The organism is Hymenobacter polaris (genome assembly GCF_012927305.1).
GTDB lineage: Bacteria > Bacteroidota > Bacteroidia > Cytophagales > Hymenobacteraceae > Hymenobacter > Hymenobacter polaris.
The window spans coordinates 814,591-833,804 of sequence record NZ_JABBGH010000002.1 but is presented as its reverse complement, the minus strand read 5'-3'; the positions used below and the strand labels follow the sequence as shown (position 1 = coordinate 833,804).

10 protein-coding genes are annotated in these 19,214 nt (G+C 64.7%); 2 read left to right on the top strand and 8 right to left on the bottom strand.

All coding sequences use genetic code 11. The features are described from left to right. Positions 1-56: 56 nt before the first annotated feature. From HHL22_RS13810 to HHL22_RS13785, 6 genes are all read right to left on the bottom strand, one after another. Positions 57-2,123, bottom strand: coding sequence for a beta-galactosidase (locus HHL22_RS13810; RefSeq protein ID WP_241738104.1), 2,067 nt, complete (start codon positions 2,121-2,123; stop codon positions 57-59). A gap of 327 nt (positions 2,124-2,450) precedes the next feature. Further along, positions 2,451-4,721, bottom strand: coding sequence for a glycoside hydrolase family 3 C-terminal domain-containing protein (locus tag HHL22_RS13805; RefSeq protein WP_169531934.1), 2,271 nt, complete (start codon positions 4,719-4,721; stop codon positions 2,451-2,453). 164 nt (positions 4,722-4,885) lie between these two features. Next, positions 4,886-7,279 (bottom strand): glycoside hydrolase family 3 C-terminal domain-containing protein, encoded by a 2,394-nt coding sequence (locus HHL22_RS13800; protein ID WP_169531933.1) that lies wholly within the window; start codon positions 7,277-7,279, stop codon positions 4,886-4,888. Between the two features lie 150 nt (positions 7,280-7,429). After that, positions 7,430-8,194, bottom strand: a complete 765-nt coding sequence (locus tag HHL22_RS13795; RefSeq protein WP_169531932.1) for a DUF2490 domain-containing protein — start codon at positions 8,192-8,194, stop codon at positions 7,430-7,432. Positions 8,195-8,310: 116 nt separating this feature from the next. Continuing rightward, positions 8,311-9,165, bottom strand: coding sequence for an SDR family NAD(P)-dependent oxidoreductase (locus tag HHL22_RS13790; RefSeq protein WP_169531931.1), 855 nt, complete (start codon positions 9,163-9,165; stop codon positions 8,311-8,313). An 84-nt stretch (positions 9,166-9,249) separates the two neighbouring features. Next, positions 9,250-10,419, bottom strand: a complete 1,170-nt coding sequence (locus HHL22_RS13785; protein ID WP_241738103.1) for an oxalate decarboxylase family bicupin — start codon at positions 10,417-10,419, stop codon at positions 9,250-9,252. A 213-nt stretch (positions 10,420-10,632) separates the two neighbouring features. Between HHL22_RS13785 and HHL22_RS13780 the strand changes: the two genes are divergently transcribed. Continuing rightward, on the top strand, positions 10,633-10,866 hold the full coding sequence (locus HHL22_RS13780; RefSeq protein WP_169531930.1) for a hypothetical protein: 234 nt from the start codon (positions 10,633-10,635) through the stop codon (positions 10,864-10,866). 16 nt (positions 10,867-10,882) lie between these two features. Further along, complete coding sequence (locus tag HHL22_RS13775) at positions 10,883-11,245, top strand: YbbC/YhhH family protein (protein ID WP_169531929.1); 363 nt, start codon at positions 10,883-10,885, stop codon at positions 11,243-11,245. Between the two features lie 6 nt (positions 11,246-11,251). Here the strand turns inward: HHL22_RS13775 and HHL22_RS13770 are convergent, their stop codons facing one another. Then, the gene (locus HHL22_RS13770) at positions 11,252-15,202 is read right to left on the bottom strand and encodes a hypothetical protein (protein ID WP_169531073.1); all 3,951 of its coding nucleotides are present in this window, start codon (positions 15,200-15,202) and stop codon (positions 11,252-11,254) included. A 126-nt stretch (positions 15,203-15,328) separates the two neighbouring features. Continuing rightward, entirely contained in the window at positions 15,329-19,102 is a 3,774-nt protein-coding gene (locus HHL22_RS13765) for a sensor histidine kinase (protein WP_169531928.1), read from the bottom strand. Positions 19,103-19,214: the final 112 nt, after the last annotated feature.

Genomic DNA, 19,214 nt, shown 5'->3' with positions numbered 1-19,214 from the left:
GGCGTGGCCGACGGGCCGGGTTGGCTGCGGGGGCGCGCGTAGTGGACTGGCAGCGCTTACTTCTCTTCTACTATCAGCACGCCCCAGGGGGCTAGGGTGAGCTGCTGCCCCTGGCTAACGGCGGTGCCCGCCAGCAGCTCACGGCCGGCGGCGTGGGGGTAGCGCACGCTACCGGGCGTAGCGGCGTAGTTGAAGTAGTAGTGCACGGCTTTACCCCGCTGGTTGAGGCCCGCCCGGGTGATGAGCGGGAAGCTCAGCTGCTGGTCGGCACCCCAGAGGCCCGCTTTCTTCACGGCATCAGTTACCAGCTTGTCTACTAGGTCGCTGCTGGTATGGCAGCCCACGTAAGTGGCCAGGCCTTTGCCGTAGTGGTTTTCGGTGATGGCCGCATAGTTTCCCCACACGGGGTGGTCGTAGCGGGCTAGCACCTGGGCCGTGGTGGGGCGTAGCAGCTCCATCCAGGTGGTTACCTTGTTCGCGTCGGGGGCAGCTTGGTACGCCTCCCCTGTCAGGCCCACTTTTTCGGGCGTCGTAAACTCGCTGTACGTCACACCGCACGCTTTGCTAAGCAGGCCCGGCTGCGTGGTATGGCGCACCTGCACATTCTCGTCCGAAAAGCCGCTGCGGTAGGTAACGAGCAAGTGCCCGCCTTGCTGCACGTACTGGTCGAGGCGCTCGAGCAGACTGGCGGGCGCGGCATACAGCATGGGCACGATGAGCAGCGCATACTGGTTCAGGTCGGGGCTGCTGGGGTCTACCAGGTCGCAGCCTACGTTTTGCTTGTAGAGCGGGTCGTAGAACGAGCGCAGCACCTGGTTGTAGTCCAGGCCATTGCTGAACCAGCCCTCGGCCGTCAGCGCCTCGTTGCTGAAGAGGAGGGCTACTTTATTGGTTTTCTTTAGGTTAACCAGCTGCGGACTCAGACGCTGGAAGTCGCGCCCGATAGTTTTGGTTTCCTCATACACGTAGTTGGGCTGCAAATCGTGGCTGAGCACACCTTTCCAGTAGGTTTCGGCCGAGTTGTGGATGCTGCTCCAGTGCCAGTACTCCACCAGGTTGGCCCCCGAAGCCAGGTGGCTGAACGCTTGCAAGCGCAATTGGCTGGGGTAGGGCAGCCACTGCGGAAAGCCCTGGGCTTCAGTTTCGAGCACTAGGTAGTTCTGGCCGTTTTTCATCGAGCGGGTCAGGTCGCCCCCGAAGGCAATTTCAGCGCCGGTTAGCTGGTCCTGGCTGGGATGATAAATGTCCACGCCGGCCACGTCGAGGGCCTTGGCCGCCGCAAAGTGGTTCACCTCGGGCTGAATACCGAACGAGTAGCCGCGCCAGCCCAGGTCAAAGTTTTGGGTGATGAACTGGCCGGGCTGCTTGTACTCGCGCACCAGGCCCGCCTGCCAGGCCAGGTAGTCGGTCACGAGCTGGCGCTGAAAGGCCGCGAACTCGCTACCCAGGCTGGCATTGATGGTGCCTACGGTCGACGGAAAGTCCGCCCACGAATTGATGCGATTGCTCCAGTAATCGAGCCCGTAGGCCTTATTGAGCGCGTCGAGCGAAGGAAACTTGCGCTGCATGTGCTGCACAAACAGCGCCTGCACCGCCGGGCCCGCCGTATTATAGGCTTTGGTTTCGTTATCGACCTGGTAGCCGATGATGGCCGGGTGGTTTTTGACGTGGCCCAGCAAGGCCCGAATCACCGCCTCGGCGTGGCGGCGGAAATCGGGATTGGTGATGTCCATGTTCTGGCGCGGCCCATACTGGTTTTGGCCCCTAGGGGTGGTAGCCAGCACGGCCGGGTATTTGCGCGCCAGCCAAGTGGGCACGGCGTAAGTGGGCGTACCAATAATGACGCTGATGCCCGCTTTGTGCATGGCGTTCAGTACCCTATCGACGTGCGTAAAGTCGAACACGCCCTCCTGCGGCTCCAGGGTGCTCCAGGTCGATTCAGCGATGCGCACCACGTTGATGCCCGCTGCCTTCATCAGGGCCACGTCCTGGTCGAGCCGGTCGTAGGGCATGTACTCGTCGTAATAAGCCACGCCGTAGAGCAGGTGGTCGAGCCTAGGGGCCTGCGCCAGTAGCTGGGTGGGCAAGGCGATGAGCAGCAGGAGGCGAAGGAGCTTATTCAACGTATTTTCTTGTATTATAGCTTTTTATTAACGCGTACGCAACACCCATCTGCCAGCTTGGCAGTTGGGTGCACTGCGCCAACGAAGCTTTTGCACAATCGATTGTGCAAAGTAAAGCGGCAGGCCGCGAACAGCAAGACTCCAGCAATTGCTACCAGGCTTCCTTAGGTTTAGCACGCCCCCTCGGCGCATCTTATCCAACTAGCGTTCGCCAGCCAAATCCTCCTTACCACGCGCACCCAGGGCCTGATTTGGTAGAAGAGGTTGCGGCTGACGAACGCTAATTGAGCAAAACGTATTTCTTTCTTGCGCTGCCTACTGCTCCCCCTACAGCGTCAGGCTGCCGCGCTGGCGAATATCATCGGAGGCGCTGCCTACCAGCACCTCAAACTGGCCAGGCTCCAGCACCCACTGCTTCTTGGCCTCGTCGTAATACTTGAATGCATCGGCGGGCAGCTGCATCGTTACGGTCTTGCTTTCGCCGGGCTTCAAGAACACTTTTTCGAAGCCTTTTAGCTCCTTCTCGGGGCGCTTCACGCTGCTTTTCACGTCGTGCATGTAGAGCTGCACTACCTCGGCGCCGGCGGTTTTGCCGGTGTTGCGCACGGCCAGGCGTACCGTGGCGCTCTGCGGGCCAGGCGTCACCGTGAGCTTGCCGTAGTCGAAGCTGGTGTAGCTCAGGCCGTGGCCAAAGGCGAACTGCGGCGCCACGTGGTAGGTGTCGTAGTAGCGGTAGCCTACCCAGATGTCGTCCTTGTAGGTTTCTTTCAGCGGGTTGCCGGGGGTGCTGGGGTACTCGCCCAGCTTCATGGCGGGCGCGTCGGCCAGCTGCTTGGGGAAGGTGAAGGGCAGCTTGCCCGAGGGGTTCACGTCACCAAACAGGATGTGGGCCAGCGCGTTGCCGCCTTCCATGCCGGGATACCAGGCTTCCACTACGGCCTTGGCCTGGCCGACCCAGGCGCTGGTTTCGATGGGGCCACCCCCTAGGAGCACCACCACCGTGCGCGGGTTGGCGGTCAGCACGGCCTGCACCAGCGCATCCTGGCCGAAGGGTAGCTTGAGGTCGGGCTTGTCCACGGCTTCGGCGTCGTAGGCGTTGTCGCTCCACTTGGTGTAGTCGTAGCCGTGGAACGAGCCGCCCACATACACTACGGCATCGGCGGCTTTGGCGGCGGCCACCGCTTGCGCAATCTGCTGAGCGTCGGCCTGCTGGTCGCGGGCAATGGTATAGCCGGGCACGTAGTTGATGGTCACGCCGCTGCCCAACTCGTTCTTCAGCCCTTGCAGCGGCGTCACCTCGTACTTGGCCTTGAGCTGCCCGCTGCCGCCGCCCATCGCGTTCAGCCGGTCGGCGTTGGCCCCGATGACGGCCACGGTTTTCACCTGTTTGCTGAGGGGCAGCAGGTGGCCCTCGTTTTTGAGCAGCACGATGCCTTCCTCGGCCACCTTGAGGGCCGTGGCCTGGTGCGCCTTGGTGTTGAAGGCGCCGGCGGGGCGCTTGGTGCCGCCCAGCATGTCGGTGGCGTACATCACCCGCAAGATGCGCCGCACCTTGTCGTCGATGAGTGGCAGCAGCTTGGGGTCTTTTTTGACGGCCGCCAGGGCGGGGTCGGCCAAAAAGAAGCGGTCGTAGTAGCTGCGCACGGGTGCGTTGGCGGTGCTGGCGGTGGCCGTGCTTTGGTCGGTGCCGCCGTACATCAGGGCCAGGTCGGTACCCATCTCCAAGTCGGTGCCGTTGCGCAGGGCCTCGTCGGTATTGTGCACCGAGCCCCAGTCGCTCATCACCAGGCCTTTGAAGCCCCACTCCCCTTTCAGGATGGTGTTCATCAGGTAGGCATTTTCGGTGGCGTAGGTGCCGCGCACCTTGTTGTACGAGCCCATGAGCGAGTACACGCCGCCCTGCTGCACGGCCGCCTTGAAGCCGGGCAAGTATATCTCGCGCAGGGCCCGCTCGCTCACGTCCACGTCCACGTCGTCGCGGTGGGTTTCCTGGTTGTTCAGGGCGTAGTGCTTCACGCAGGCCGACACGCCCTGGCTCTGCACCCCGCGGATGTAGCCCGTCGCCATTTGCGCCACCAGGTAGGGGTCCTCGCTCAGGTATTCGAAGTTGCGCCCGTTGAGCGGGGCGCGCACGATGTTGATGCCGGGCCCCAGGATGATGTCCTTGCCGCGGGCATTGGCCTCGCTGCCCAGCACCGTGCCGTAGGCCAGCCCTAGGGCCCGGTTCCAGGTCGAAGCCAGGGTGTTGTTGGTGGGCAGGTAGGTGCTGGCGTCGTTGGCATCGACGGGCGGCTTCCAGTTGCGGCCCTGCTCGGGGCGCACGCCGTGGGGCCCGTCCGAGGTCATGATTTCGGGGATGCCCAGGCGCTCGACGCCACCGGCGGCAAAGGCCGAGTTGGCGTGCAGAATGTGCACCTTCTCCTCCAGGGTCAGCTTGGCCAGCAGGGCCGTTATGTCAGCCTCGTGGTTTAGCAGCAGGGTTTGGCGGTTGGTGCTGGCCAGGGCTTTGGCGGGGACCGGCGCGCGCTGGGCCAGGGTGGGCAGGGCCAGCAGGGCAGCCCCTAGGGCCGTGGCAAAGCGAAGGGAGAGGTGAGGCATACGGGTGGGTTAGATATGAGAATAGGTAGGGCTGCAGTTACTTAGTTCGTAAGCAAAGAACGTCATGCTGAGCCTGTCGAAGCATCTCTACCGTGTCGTTGAACGACGTTGTTCGGTAGAGATGCTTCGGCAAGCTCAGCATGACGTTCAATTAAAATTACCGGCTAGCGGCCGACCGGTGCCATCTGGCCGGCTTTCAGGTCGGCGAGCGGCTGCTGGGGCACTAGCAGCGGGCGGCTTTTCTCCACCACCAGGGCCCTAGGCACCGTGAAGGTGGCGCGCTGCTTGATGGCCAGCGACGAGGCCCCCGCCTGCACGGTGTAGGTGCCGGCATCGGCCACCCAGGCCGAGGCGGCCGTATCGAACGAAGCCAGGTCGGCCGCGCTCAGGCTGAAGGTCAGGGCCTGGGACTGGCCGGGGGCGAGCAAGCCGGTTTTGGCGAAGGCGCGCAGCTCGCTCGCAGGCTTGTCGAGCTTGCCTTTGGGGGCGCTCAGGTACAGCTGTACCACTTCCTTGCCGGGCACTTTGCCGGTGTTGGTGACGGTGAGCGTGGCCGTGAGCTTGCCGCCAAATGTGGCGCTGCTCAGCTTGAGCGGGCCATAGCCGAAAGTGGTGTAGCTGAGGCCGTAGCCGAACTCGTAGGCCGGCGCCACTTTAAAGGTATTGAAGTAGCGGTAGCCCACGTAGATGCCCTCCTCGTAGGTATTTTCGGCGGGCGCGCCCATCAGGCCGCCACCCTTGGCGCTGGCATCCAGCAGCTTGCCGGGGAAGTTCTGGCCGTAGGGCACGTCGTCGTAGACTATGGGGAAGGTGGTAGCCAGCTTGCCCGAGGGATTTACCTGGCCGCTGAGCACGTCGGCCACGGCGTTGCCGCCTTCCTGGCCGGGCTGCCAGGCCAGCAAGATGGCGTCGGCCTGGTCGCGCCAGCTGGCTACTTCCATCACGCCGCCCACGTTGAGCACCACTACCACTTTCTTGCCCTGGCCGTGGAAGGCGCCGGACACCTGCCGCAGCAGCACCCGCTCGGGCGCCGTCAGGGTAAAGTCGCCGGCCACCTGGCGGTCGCCGCCCTCGCCGGCGCTGCGCCCCAGGGCCACCACGGCCACGTCGCTGTTCTGCGCGTAGTCGGGCAGCTGGCCGGCCGGCAGCGGCATTTCCGGAATGACAGGGACCGGGTCGAGGATGCCCCGCTGCTTGGGCAGCTTGGCTTTTTCGGCTTGCAGGTACTGGGCGTAGGCCTGCCCTAGGGTGCTGCTCACGTTATAGCCCGTGTTGGTGAGGCCCTGGGCCACCGAGATGGTGTAGGCCTTGTTTACGTCGCCGCTGCCCGTGCCGCCCGCAATGAGCTGGTAGCCGGCGTTGCCGAACACGGCTAGCCGCTGGCCGGCTTGCAGAGGCAGGGCCTGGCCCTGGTTGCGCAGCAGCACCATGCTTTCGGCGGCGGCCTGGCGGGCCACGGCGGCATTGGCCTTGAGGGCGGGCGCGCTGGTGGGCTGGTAGCCTTTGAAAGCAGGTGATTTTAGGACCAGCTCCAGCACGCGGGTTACGTTCTGGTCGAGCTGGGCGGTGCTCAGCTGGCCGCTTTGCAGGGCCGCCGTCACGACCTCGTACTGCACCAGGGTGCCGGGCTCCAGCAGGTCGTTGCCGGCCTTGAGCTGGGCCACCGCGTCGTGGCCGCCGTACCAGTCGGTCATTACCAGGCCCTTAAAGCCCCACTCGCCGCGCAGCAGCGTGGTCAGCAAATCGCGGCTCTCGGAGGTGTAAGTGCCGTTTATCTTGTTGTACGACGACATCACCGTCCAGGGCTGGGCCTGCTGCACAGCTATCCGGAAGCCCCGCAGGTACACCTCGCGCAGGGCCCGCTCGCTAACTTTCGAGTTGAGCTGCATCCGGTTGAACTCCTGCTCGTTGGCCGCGAAGTGCTTGATGCTAGTGCCCACGCCGTTGCTTTGCACCCCCCGCACTAGGGCGGCCGCCACATGGCCGGCCACCACGGGGTCTTCGGAGTAATACTCGAAGTTGCGGCCCCCTAGGGGGTTGCGGTGAATGTTCATGCCGGGCGCCAGCAGCACGTCGATGCCGTAGGCGCGCACCTCGCTGCCAAAGGCCACGCCCACCCGGCGCACCAGGGCCGTATCCCAGCTGCTGGCCAGCAGCGTAGCCACCGGAAAGGCCGTGGCGTAGTAGGTCTTGGTGCTGTCCTTGCCCCGGATAGGGTCGATGCGCACGCCCGCCGGGCCGTCGGAGAGCGTGAGGGACGGAATGCCCAGCCGCGGCACGGCGTGGGTGCGCCCGGCGGCGCCGGGCACTTTCTCGGGTAGTTTATCGCCGCCGGGAGGGCCAGGGGGCAGCAGGCCCGGCGGGAAGCCGGCGGGATAAAAGCCCACGCCCACTACCAGCCGCACTTTTTCTTCGGGCGTGAGGGCAGCCAGCACCTCTTTCAGGCTGGCCTTGCCTAGCTGCGGGGCGGCCGGGCTGGCGCTAGCGGGCACCTGGGCCAGGGCAGGGCGGGCCAGCAGCAACGCCAGGCCTAGGGTAGCGGGGTAGTAAAAGCGCATAGGTGCGGAGAAAGAAGGCGCGAAAAGGGTAACCCGCCAGCCCCGTACGCGGGGCCAGGGGGCCTGGGTAAATGTACAGCGCGCCCGTAGGATATTACTATTTTAGGACGGCCACCCCAGTTTAACCGCGCCCGCCGCCCGCCTACGGCCTTAGCCCTTGGTAAAGTCGAGGTTGTAGCTGATATTCAGCCGGAAGCCATTATTTAGCTCTACCACCGGCTGATTGGTAGCGGGGTCGGGCGTGGCGTGCGAGCGCACCTGGTAGAGGTAGTTTAGCTCCAGCTTGGCAGCCTTGGTGAACTGATACCCTAGGCCCCCCGACAAGCGGTTTTGGTTGAACACGTTCAGGCCCACGTTTTGCCCGAAGCCGATAAATAGCTCGTCGAAGCCCGTGAGGTAAAACTCCTCATCGTCGATGCTGGCGCCTTGCAGCGGGTATTCCAGCTGCAGCTGGTAGCGGATGCGGTTCTGGTACTCGTACTCCTGCACCGGACCAGTGCCGCTGGCATCGCGCGCGCCTAGCCAGCGCTGCTCCAGCCGGATGCGCTGCGCCAAGCCCAGGCGGCCCAATTGGTCGCTCAGCGTCACGTCTTCGTACAGGCGGTGCTCCGGCTCCACGCGGCCCGGCACCTCGGCGTACTGGCCGTAGCGGTGGCTTTGAAAGAAGGTGTAGCCGCCCGACACCTTTACCCGCTGGCCGAGCGTGCGCACCAGCCCCAGGCGGTACAGCTCCTGCTGCGGGGCGCGCACCAAGTCCACGCGCCGCAGCTGGGCCTCGGTGTGCAGGGCCCATTTCGGCGCAAGCTGGTGGTCGCCCACGTACACCAGCCAGGCCAGGCTGTGGAAGTCGTTGAGGCGCGACGACTGCCCTAGGGCCACGGCGGGCAGCAAAAGCAGGAGGAGAAGTTTAGTCATAAGCGATAAAAAAGCACGTCATGCTGAGCTTGCCGAAGCATCTCTACCACGCCGTATTGTTCGGTAGAGATGCTTCGCGGGGCTCAGCATGACGTTCATTTTTCATAAAAACAGCCCTAGGCCGTAAACTGGGCGCTGTCGCCGGCATCCACGTCGAAGCTGGCGCCGCTGATGCGCCGGGCCTCGTCGGAGCCCAGAAATACCACGATGGGCGCCATATCGTCGGGGCTGAGCCAGGGCAGGCGCATGGCGGTGTGCTGCTCGCGCACCAGGGCGGCCTGCTCGGGCGTGATGCCGGCGGGCGGGTCGGTTTTGTAGTCGAGGTAGGCTTCCTTCAGGCGCGTTTCGTTCAGGGTCATGTCGGTAGCGATGAGGCCCGGCACGAGCGCATTCACCGTGATGCCGTACTGGCCCAGGTCGAGGGCCGCCGACTTCATAAACCCAAGAATGCCCCACTTGCTGGCCGCGTAGCTGCTACCGTGCCGGAAGCCCTTCTTGCCCTGCCCCGAAGCCGTGACGATAATGGCCCCGCGCTTGCGCTTAGCCATGGCGGGCGCAAAGGCGCGCACCGTGTTGGCGGTGCCCGTCATGTTGGTGTCGATAACGTCGTGCCAGTGGGCGTCGTCCATTTCGAGCAGCGGCGCAAACACTTGGATGCCGGCGTTGGCCACCAGCACATCGACTGGCCCTAGCTCGCGGGCCGCCAGCTCGGCCGCCTCGCGCAGGGCCCCTAGGTCGCGGATGTCGAGGGTGTGGGCCAGAAACCGGCCGCCCTCGGCCTCTACCAAGCGCTGGGTTTCGGCCAGGTCGGCGGAGGTAGCGGCCGGATAGGCGGTGGCAGCGCTGGGCTGCGCGGCAATATCAATGCCCATCACGGCAGCCCCCTCGCGGGCGTAGGCCACGGCAATGGACCGGCCAATGCCGCGCGCCGCGCCAGTGATGACGGCAACTTTTCCTTGTAAGCGGTTCATGTGAAAAATGAGATTTAAACTCAGATTTGTGTTAGCGACATAGGTCGTCATGCTTCGCGGGGCTCAGCCTGACGACCTACTTTATTAAGATTGGGCTTTCACCACTACGGGCTTCACTTTTTGCAGGTGAGCGATAAACTCGTCGCTCACGTTGAGGTGGGCTTTTACCAGGGCGGGCGGCGTCAGGGCCAGCCACTGCGTCAGCGACACATCGGCAAAGCGGTCGCTCTTAAATACTTCGAGAAAGCGCAGGGTCGTATTCCCTGTATTTTCGATGTAGTGGCCCATCGCAAAAGGTACGGCGCCCACATCGCCCGCCCGGTAGTCGAAGGTGCGCGCCTTGCCACCCGAGGCAAATACCGTCATGCGGGCCTGGCCCTCAATGTAGTACTGCCACTCGTCGGCGTTGGGGTGCCAGTGCAGCTCGCGCAGGCCGCCGGGCGCCACCTCCACCAAGGCCGCCGCAATGGTAGTAGAAGCCAGAAAGTTGCGGCTATCGGCAATGCGCACCTGGCCCCCGGTCGCTTCTTGGGGTGCCTGGGCCGAGAGCTTATAGGAAAACGGCTGGGGCACCGCCCCCTGTGGCCCCGGCTGATTTACTTCGGCCAACGGCGCCGGGAGCGGGGCCGGAAAGATATATTTCTCTTTGGTTGGCAGGTCTTTTAGCAGCTCCTCGGGCACGCCAAAGTTTTTGGCGATGACGCTCCTAGGGGTGTGGGCCAGCCAGTCGGTCAGCAAAAAGGTATCGTTCTCGGAGAAGCTGCCGTCGTCGAATACCAGCAGAAACTCGCAGCCCTCGGCGTGGGCCTGGATGCCGTGCGGCAGCCCGGCCGGGAAGTACCACAAGTCACCCTGCGCTACGTCGTCGGCAAAGGTGCGGCCCTCTTGGTCGATGGCCGTGAGGCGGGCGCGGCCACTAATCATGTAGGCCCACTCGGCCTGCTTGTGCCAGTGCAGTTCGCGCACGCCGCTCTCGGTTTGGCCGGGGTTCAGGCGCATGTTCACGCCGGCCAGCGTGGGCGAGCTAGGTAGCTCCAGCGCAGTTACTTCGCGGGCCCAGCCGGCGCTTTCGAGGCGGTTGTGCGCCGCCGAAAACGGGAACCAGAGGTTGGGCAGCGTGCCGTGGTCGGTCGCGGGCGGCGCTAGCAGGTCGGGGTTCTGGCGGTCGAGGGCCACGTTGCGCGGGCCGGTGTCGGTGCCGCCATCGGCGCCGCGCTGGGGCTGGGGCATGGGCTGGCTAAGCGGTTCTGCCATCGGAAACAGGAATTGGAAAAGGCTAGGGAGCCAGGTAGTAACGCAGGGTACGCGGCGCGGTTGCCCCCTGCCCGCACTCACCTATGCAAGCGCCTTAGCGTCTGCCAACTGGCTGGTGAGGGCCCGGCTATCTTCGGCGCGCCGCCAGCCAAACTTTGCTCCTTAAGCCCACGATTAGCTTTAGTAGCTGTGCGTACTTATTTTGCTCATACTATGAGTTTCGCCGATAACCCCTACAAGCAGATGCTAACCGATGGCCGCAAGTCTCTGCGCCCAGAAGATATCAAAACCTATGGCGTGCGGCGCTTTCTAGACGAGCAGGCGCCGCGCCGCGGACCGCTACAGCTGCCCAAGCTGCATTTCACGGAGGAAGAGAACCGGATTATGGATGAGATTTTGGCGGAGGAACGCTTGCCTACCCATGAAAGCGAAGTGTCTGAGGACTAATTGGTTTCTTCTGTTCTTGCTGTTTCTGCTAGCGAAAGCTGCTCCAGCTTCAGCCCAAAAATTTGCTGGTCGCACTGTGCTAGGTGAGAAAGTTGCCCGGCAACAGGTGCAGCAAGCCACGAAGGGCTTGCCTAGCGTAGCTATCCGCGATACGCCTGCATTGCCAACGCCAGAAGCAGCAATTACCGCAGCTGAACCGCTTCTGTTCCAGAAATATGGCCGCAAGCAAATTCTTAGCGAACGGCCCTACGAAGTATATCCACTAAATGGGTACTGGTACATCACCGGCACGCTACCCACTGGGTATGAAGGTGGCACTTTCGAAATAATTCTAGCGGCCAACGATGGCCGCGTGATACGCCTAACTCATTATCAATAGGCCCCCTTAAAACAGCACGGCCACCTGCATGCGGCCGGTGTGCACGATGTTGGTGCCGCTGGCTTTGCGGCCGTCGTAGGCCACGTTGATGTTGAGGCCGTTGGTGAGGCGCTGCTCCAGGTTGAGGCTCCAGGTGTAGTTGGTGCCGGGGCGCAGGGCCTGCAGCACCTCCAGGCCCACGGTGCTGGCCACGCCGTTGGTGGCGTCGGTGCTGCCGCTCTGGAAATCGACGCGGGTGATGTGCGTATTGGCCGTGACGGTGCGCTTGCTCACCTGGCTCACGCGCACCTCCAGGCCGGCGTCGTCGAAGCGGCCGCTGGTGTTGAAGGTGCGGGCGGCCAGGATGTTTTCCTTGGTGGTGTGCAGCAGCGAGCCGGTGAGGCGCAGCGCTGGGCTAGGCTGGTAACTTACCTCGGGCTGCACGGTGTAGATGAGCAGCTCGAAGTTGCGGTAGCTCAGGCTGCTGGGGTCGGTCGAGTAGGTGCTGTTGGCCTGCCGAATGTCGCGGCTGAAGAGCAGGCGGCCCGTGAACGACTGGGCCAGCGTGCGGCGCAGCAGTAAACTCTGGGTGCTGAGCTTGCGCAGGTCGAAGCCCTGGGTGAGCAGCGTTTTCTGCTGAGTTTGCTGCACCGTCAGCTCGGCGCCGAAGATGGGGCTAGCGCGGTTGAAATACACCGTGTTGCGCAGCAGCTGGTTGAAGGCCAGCAGCTTCTCGTCCTCGTTGCTGAGCAGGCTGAAGGGGCTGAGGCGCGTGCCCAGGTTGTCGGAGGTCGTGCGCCGGTCGGCCGTGAAGCTGCTGATGCTACTCAGGCGCGAGGCAAACTGCTGCCAGCCTCCGGCCTGAAACCAGGCCCTAGGGGCGTTGGCGGTGAGGCGGTAGCTCAGGCGGTTTTGGTAGGCGGTGATGTAGTCGGCGGTGGGCAGGTACACCTTGATGTAGGTGCGGTATTGCGCGTCGGGCGTTTGGGCTTCTAAGAACTCGTCCTTGTCCTGCACGCCATTCTTGTTGAGGTCGCCGGCGTAGTAGTGGGTGCCCTGCCCGGCCGGCACGGCCAGAAACGAGTAGTCGCGGCGCAGCTCGCGGCCGGTTTGCACGCTGTAGCTCAGCTCCGAGCGAATCTGGTTTTGCAGCAGCGTGGCGGTGTGGTCCACCTTGGCCAGCACGTTGCGCACGCGGGCGCTGTCGGGGTAGCTCACCCGGTTGATGTCGCGGTAGGTGGCCAGCACGCGCAGCTCCTGGGTGCGCCCTAGGCGGGTGCTGGCGCTGGCCTGCACGGTCTGGGCAATGTTGTGCAGCGCCAAATTGGCCTGCTCGGCGGTGGGGGTGCGGTCGCGGCGGTAGCTGTAGTCGAGGCGGTAGCGGGTGCGGCCGGTGTCGGGGCTAGTGAGGTAAAAAGTATGCTCGTCGAAGTAGTTGGCCGAGCGCACGGTGTCGCCCAAGGGCGAGATAACCCGGTTTTTATCAAACTTATAGGTGTAGCCCGGAATGATGCGCCCACCGCCGTAGCGCACGCTAGCTTCGCCGCGGGCCCAGTCGGAGCGGTAGCGCCCGGCCTGCGAGTTGAGCAGAAAAAACGAGCCGCGCAGCTCCAGCCGGCCCACCTGCTGGGCCACATCCAGCCAGTGCTGCAAGCCGCTGACTTCGCCCGGCCGGTAGCGGCGGCTCACGCGGTAGTTAAAGGCGTGGGTGGCGTCGCGCGTCAGCCCTAGGGCAAAGTTGAAGATGTTGTCCTCGCGCGGCACGGTAGTGGTGGCGTTGGCGGTGCTGGCCGTGCTCCAGTTGCGGTCAAATTCCACGTCGCGGTAGCGGTCGATGGGCGTGAATTTGGGGGCCGTGTACTCGTAGTCGAGGGCCGAGCGCAGGCGGTATTGCTGCAAGCCGGCCGGCAGCCAGGTAGGCAGGGTCCTATCCTGCACGGTGTAGCCCAGGCGCATGGCGCCACCCGCATCTTGGGTGCCTACCGCAAAGCGGTTGCGCTGCAGCTGCGAGTGGGCCAAGTCCACGAACACGGCCGCCGTGGGGTCGAGCTGGAAGGTGGCGCCGGCCGTGGCCATCTGCTTGAGCAGCGGCGTGGGCAGCACCCGCACCGGCTGGTAGCGCCCCAGCCCAGTTCCCACGTACTCGTACACCCGCCCGTTGGCCGAGTTGTTGGTGGTGCTCAGGTTATAGGTGCCTAGGCCCTCGCCCACATCGGTAAAGCGCACCGTGTACACCGTGCTCAGCGAGTCGGTGGCGTACACGTACTTGGTGAGTTGCTGCCCGGTGCTAGGGTCGGTGAAGGACACTTGGTGGTACTGCACCAGCGTGCGATTGAAGGCCGCCACGGTGCCGCCCGGCGTTTGCACCTGGCTCACGTTGCCAGCCTGGCGCAGCGTGGCCAGGTCGCTGCCGCTCAAGCTCAGGTTGGCGAGGTTGTTGGGGTCGTCGGCTTCCTGGTAAAAGTTGGCGCGCAGCTGCAGGCGCCCCACCTGCTGGTAATGGCTCAGGGTGTAGAGCGAGCGCGAATAGTTGAGGTCGGAATACTCAAAATCGACCTTCAGGCGCGAGTTTTTGGTAATCAGGTGCCTAGGCGAAAACGTGATTTCGGCCAGGTTGTAGTCAATAGTGTAGTCGTAGTCGAAGCCCCGCGTTTGCAGGCGCCCATCCAGGTACACGCGCTCGGAGCCGGCCAGCACGATGATAAACTGCTCGCCGTTGGGCCCCGTGAGGCGGTAGGGCCCTTGCACGTTGTCGAGCGGCGTCAGGTCGAGGCTGGCAAACTTGCCCTTGGCCACGCCGCCCGCTACCAGCGTCGAGGAGCGCACCTGCCCCAGGCGGTCGCGCACCGTCACGCCCGCCGCGCCCCTAGGGCCATCGGCCGGTAAGTTGCCCGGCACCGCCGTGAGTTGCGGCCCCGAGGGCACCGGCGCGTTCGGGATGGCCAGCGGGGCACTGCCGCTGCCAGTGGGCGCGGCGCTGTTGGTGGTCACGCCGTTGGTGTAGGGCGCAAAAGAGGAGGGCGGCGCGTTGCTCACGCTGTTGGTGACGCCCGCCTGCAACGGCTGCGGCCCCGGCGCCCCCAGGTTGGCCTCGATGGCCGCGCCCTGAATGTTTTTGTAGTAGCGCAGGAAATAGTCGGGCTTGTTGCGCAGCACCACGTCGCCGGCCGTCAGGTTCCACTGCGGCCCGGTCAGAGTAATATAAATCTTGTCGAACTGCTGCAGCGTCTGGGTGTTGCCCTCGGGCTGAAACGGCACGTTCTGGTCCGAGATGGCCGCCGTCAGGTGAATCTTGTCGGTAAGCTGCCCCTCCAGCTGCAGGTTCAGGGCCGAGTTCACAAACACGTTTTGGGTGTTGCCAAACGAGATGCCCCGGCTCAGATTACCCGTCTTGCTGATGCCCGGCGTGCTCAGTATCTGCTCTTTCTGCGAAAAATCGGCCGCGCTCAGCATCGGCCTATCGCGAAACTCCAGGCTATCCATCAGCCGCCTGGGCCGGTGAAACCGCGCCCGACTCAGCGACAGCGGCAGCACCCGGTAGCAGAGCAGCACCGAGTCGGCCAGCGGCGCGCCCGCCGTATCGCGCCGCACCGGCTGCACCCAGCGGTAGCGGCCCAGCCGCGCCTCGTAGGGCACCGACTGCCCGTTCACCGTCACGGTGCCCGGCACCACGGTCAGCGTATCGGCAATAGCGAAGCTGGTAGTGTCACTCCCCAGCGCCAAGCGCAGGTATCGGCAGCGCCGGCTGCTGAGCGGCCCTAGGCCCGGCCGGCTCAGGCCCGGCACGGGGGCCGCCACGGGCGCAGCTGGCGCAGCTGGCGCGGACGCTCCCGCTGGGCTAGCTGCTGCCGGCTGGCTGGGCACCGCTGGCTGATTCGTACCCGGCGCTTGCGCCCGCGCCGCCCCGCCCGCCAGCAGCCACAAGGCTCCCAGCAGCGCCACCAGTAGCAGCGGAACCCGGCGTAAGGGTCGAATCATACCTTAAATTTCGGGGTACGCGGCCGTAACGTCGGGCTTGGGTGGTTTCGTGCCAGCGGGGGCCCGGGGAATTAGCAGCCCCATAGTGGCGGCCGGCTTTGCGTTTTAGCTAGCCCTAGGCCTCCCCTACCCCGCCAAGGGCAGCTCGATGAAGAAGCTGGTACCCTCGCCTGGCTGGGTTTCAAACCAGATGCGGCCGCCGGCACTCTCGATGCCGCGCTTGGCCACGGCCAGGCCAATACCCGAGCCGGTGGCCTTGGTGGTGAAATTGGGCTTGAATACCTGCCCGCGCACATCTTCGGCAATGCCGGTGCCGTTGTCGCGGATGGTAATGAGCACGCGGCTGCTGGCTTCGGGAACCAGGGCCACGCTGAGCTGCGGGTGGCGGCCCTCGGGCACAGCTTGGCGGGCATTGAGCAGCAGGTTGTTGAAGGTGCGTACCAGCAGGCTTTCGTCGGCAAAAACAAGCAGGGCCGGGCCGTTAGCCGGGGGCAGGTCGAGGCGCAGGCCGCCCCCGTCGGTGCCAACGGTTTGCACGAAAAGGTCGGTGCACTGGCGCAACACCTGCGCCACGTCGAGGCGCTCGGGGCGCATAACCGGCAGGTTGGTGAAGGTGCTGAACGAGGTAGCAATGTCGCTCAGCACGTCAATCTGCGTGATAAGCGTTTGCGAGATGCGGCCAATCAGCTCCTCGGCATTGGGGCGTCGCTCGGCAATGGCTTTTTGCAGGTATTGCAGGCTCAGCTTCATGGGCGTGAGCGGGTTCTTGATTTCGTGGGCCACTTGGCGGGCCATTTCGCGCCAGGCCGCTTCTTTTTCCTGGGTGGCCAGTTCGCGCTTGCTTTCCTCCAGCTTGCCGAGCATGGTGTTGTACTCACGCACGAGCAGGCCAATCTCGTCATCGCTACTGCGGTAGTCGAGCACCTCGTTCTGGCCCGTGAGGGTGGTGCGGTTGAGGCGCTGCGTCAGCAGCTTGAGCGGGGCCGTGAGCTGGCGCGTGGCCACCAGGGCCAGGGTCAGGAAAAACAAAAACATCAGGGTGAAGATGTTCAGCGTCGTCGTCAGCAAATCGCTCAGCTTGCCGTCCAGCTCCTTCTGCGAGTCGAAAAACGGAATGCCCACGTAGCCGATAACCGGCTCGGCCAGCCCGTCGGCGGCATCAGCCCGCACCGGCAGGTAGAGGGCCGTGAAGCTGAGCGAGCCGGCGCGCTCGGTAAGCAGGGTGCGGCTCAGGCCCCGGTCGCGCAAGTCGCTTACGGCCTGCGGATTGAGCAGGGGCCCTAGCAAGCCCGCCTCAAAGATGAGCGGCTGCGAGCTAACCAGCAGCTGCCCGCGCACATCGTAGAGATTGAGGTCAGTTTCGGTGAGGGTAGCCACGTTGCGCACCAGCGCCACCAGCGAGGCGCGGGCGGTAGTGTCGGCCAGTTGCTCGCGGCGGCGCAGCAGGCTTTCGAGGGCCAAGTGGCCGCGCCGCTCGTAAAAGCGGTGCAGGTCGCGCCGGTAGCTGGCCGTGAGCTGGCTGGCCGTGGCAATGCTCACCACCAGCAGCGGCAGCAGCACGCCCACATTGAGCAGCAACTGAATGCGGGTGCTGAAATTGAGGCCCGCCGTGCGCCAGTCGCGGCGCACCAGCATGGCCCCGCCCAGTACCAGCAGCCAAGCCAACACATTGAACAGCAGCAGCACCGAAAAATTAGAAAGCCCGTCGGCGAAGGAGTACGTAGCCGTGGTCACCACCACGGTGCGGCCCTGCGAGTCGCGCACGGCCAGATGATGAAAGCCCCCGATGATGAGTCCCTTACTGTAAATGGCCGGGTCGCTGAGCAGCCCCACGGGCAGGAGGTTGGCGTAGTCGAACTCGCCCTGGCTGTACACCAGCTGTCCCCCTAGGTAGCCAGCGTAGCTCAGGTCGGTGGCCAGGCCGGGCTGAAAGAACTTTTGGTCCACCAGTAGCTCGGGCAATACGCTGTAGCTGGATAATTGCTTGAGGCTCAGCGTAAGCAAGATAGTACCCACCGGCGCGGGCGGCCCAATGCCCCCCGCGGGCGCCGCCTGAATGGGCACCACCGCCACGTAGCGCCGCGAGCTAAAGGAGTTGTCCGACTTCAGCAGGTACACCCCTGGCTGGTCGGTGGGCGAAGCCAGGCGGCCCAGGCGCTCGCGCAGCTGCCCAAAGCTGAGCGTATCGCCTTCCTCGTTGCCCACGGGCCGCCCCTCGGGGTTGAATAGCTCGATGTTTTCCTCGTACTTATCGAAGTAGGAGCTGAGGTACTGCCGACTGATGCGGCGCCGTAGCGCCTCGGCCCGCTCGGGGCTGGCGGCCAGCAGCCGCGCCACGAGCGGGTCGTTGGCTAGCAGCCGCAGGCGCTGGCCCAGCAAAAACTCCCCTTGCAAGTCGTTGTCGATGAGCAGGTTGTTGGCCAGGCGTTGCTTGTCTTGCACCAGCTGGCGCTCAAACTGCCCATACTCGGCCAGCGAGCCCGAGGCGGCGGCCAGCCCTAGGCCCAGCAGCACGGCCAGGTAGCGGCTGCCGGGCGGCGCCAGCGGCTCGTCGAGGCCGCTGGTGCGCACCAGCACCAGGTAGAGCATGGTGAGGGCCGGCAGCACCAGCGCCGGCTGCCGCAGCAAAGTGCCCAGCAGCAGCAGCAGCCCCCCCAGCACGGGCCCCAGCCAGCGTAGCGGTGCCTGCCGCAGGCGCCGCAAATCGGGCGCCAGCAGCTGAGTCAGCAGCAAAAAAATGAGCACGAACGCCGCCGTGTGCAGCAGCACAGCCAGCAGCAGCACTAGCCGGAAGCCGCTGACTTGAATGCTCTGCGTGACGTCGAGGTTGAGCTGGTTGTTGCTGAAGGTGCTGGTGCAGTAGATGTACTGGCGCAGCAGCATGGCCAGCAGCAGCAGCCACGCCACCGGCCCCCAGCGAAACGGAGGAGCCCGGCGCGCCCGGCCCGGCAGGTCGTAGTGCTGGCTAAGCATTACCGCGCCAAGGGCTATCAGCAGCGCCAGCACGCTGTTAAGCAGCAAGTCGCCCAGCGAGGGCGCCACCGCCGACACGGCGTACACCCGCGGGTCGAATAGGGGCAGTTCGAGCCAGGCGAAGGGTAGCTCCAGGTACAGCAGCGCACCCCTCAGCAGCAGCAGCGGCCCTAGGGCCACCGCCACCGCCGACGCCACCCGGCCCCGCCGCCGCAGCCTGGCCGCCAGCCCCAGCCCCGCCGCTACCCAGGCTACGATGCCCAGCAGCAGCAGCGCCAGCGGTAGCGTGCGCTCGGCTACCACGCCGCCCGGCTCCTGCACCACCGTAAATAGGTAGTGCCCCGCGCTGTCGAGCAGGGCCGCCATGCGGCCGCCAACCTGGTCAGGGGCAGGCGGAGCGGCCAGCACGCGCACGTCCAGCCCCTGTAGCAAAGCGGGCTCGGCGCCGTCGCGCAGATAGCGGTTATTGATGCCGTAGTGCCGCGCCAAGGGCACGAACACCAGCACTCGCACGGGCCCTAGGGCCTGCCGCACCACCAAAAACTCGCCCAGCGCAGTGCTAGCCAGTCGCTCAGGACGCGGGTCGGCCCAGTCGCGGGGCGTGGGCTCGGGCCCCGAGGCCGACCACGCCACCAGGGTGCTATCGACGTTGACGAAGGTGGGGTACGAGCACTGCCCCCGCAGCCGGGCAAAATCGGGCGCGGCTGGCGGCTGGTAGTCGTGCACCACCAGGGCAGCCTCGCGCGTGGCGGTGGCGGTAGCCTGGCTTACCAGCCGCTGCAGGCTGGCTGCATCGGGGTGCAGCGGCTCGGGGCCGCCCGGCAGCTCGCGGTAGCGGTCGGCTAGCCAGCTGGCCCCAAAGCTCAGCACCGCCAGCAGCAGCGCAAATGGCCACCAGCGCAGGCGTAAGTTGGGGAGAATAGACATCAAAAAGGGCGAGGGCGGGGTAGCGAGGCAAGTGCCCTAAGCACGCCGACCCGGCTTGCAAAGAAAAAAGCCAGCCTAGCGCATTCGCGTCAGACTGGCCCCAAACCATTAA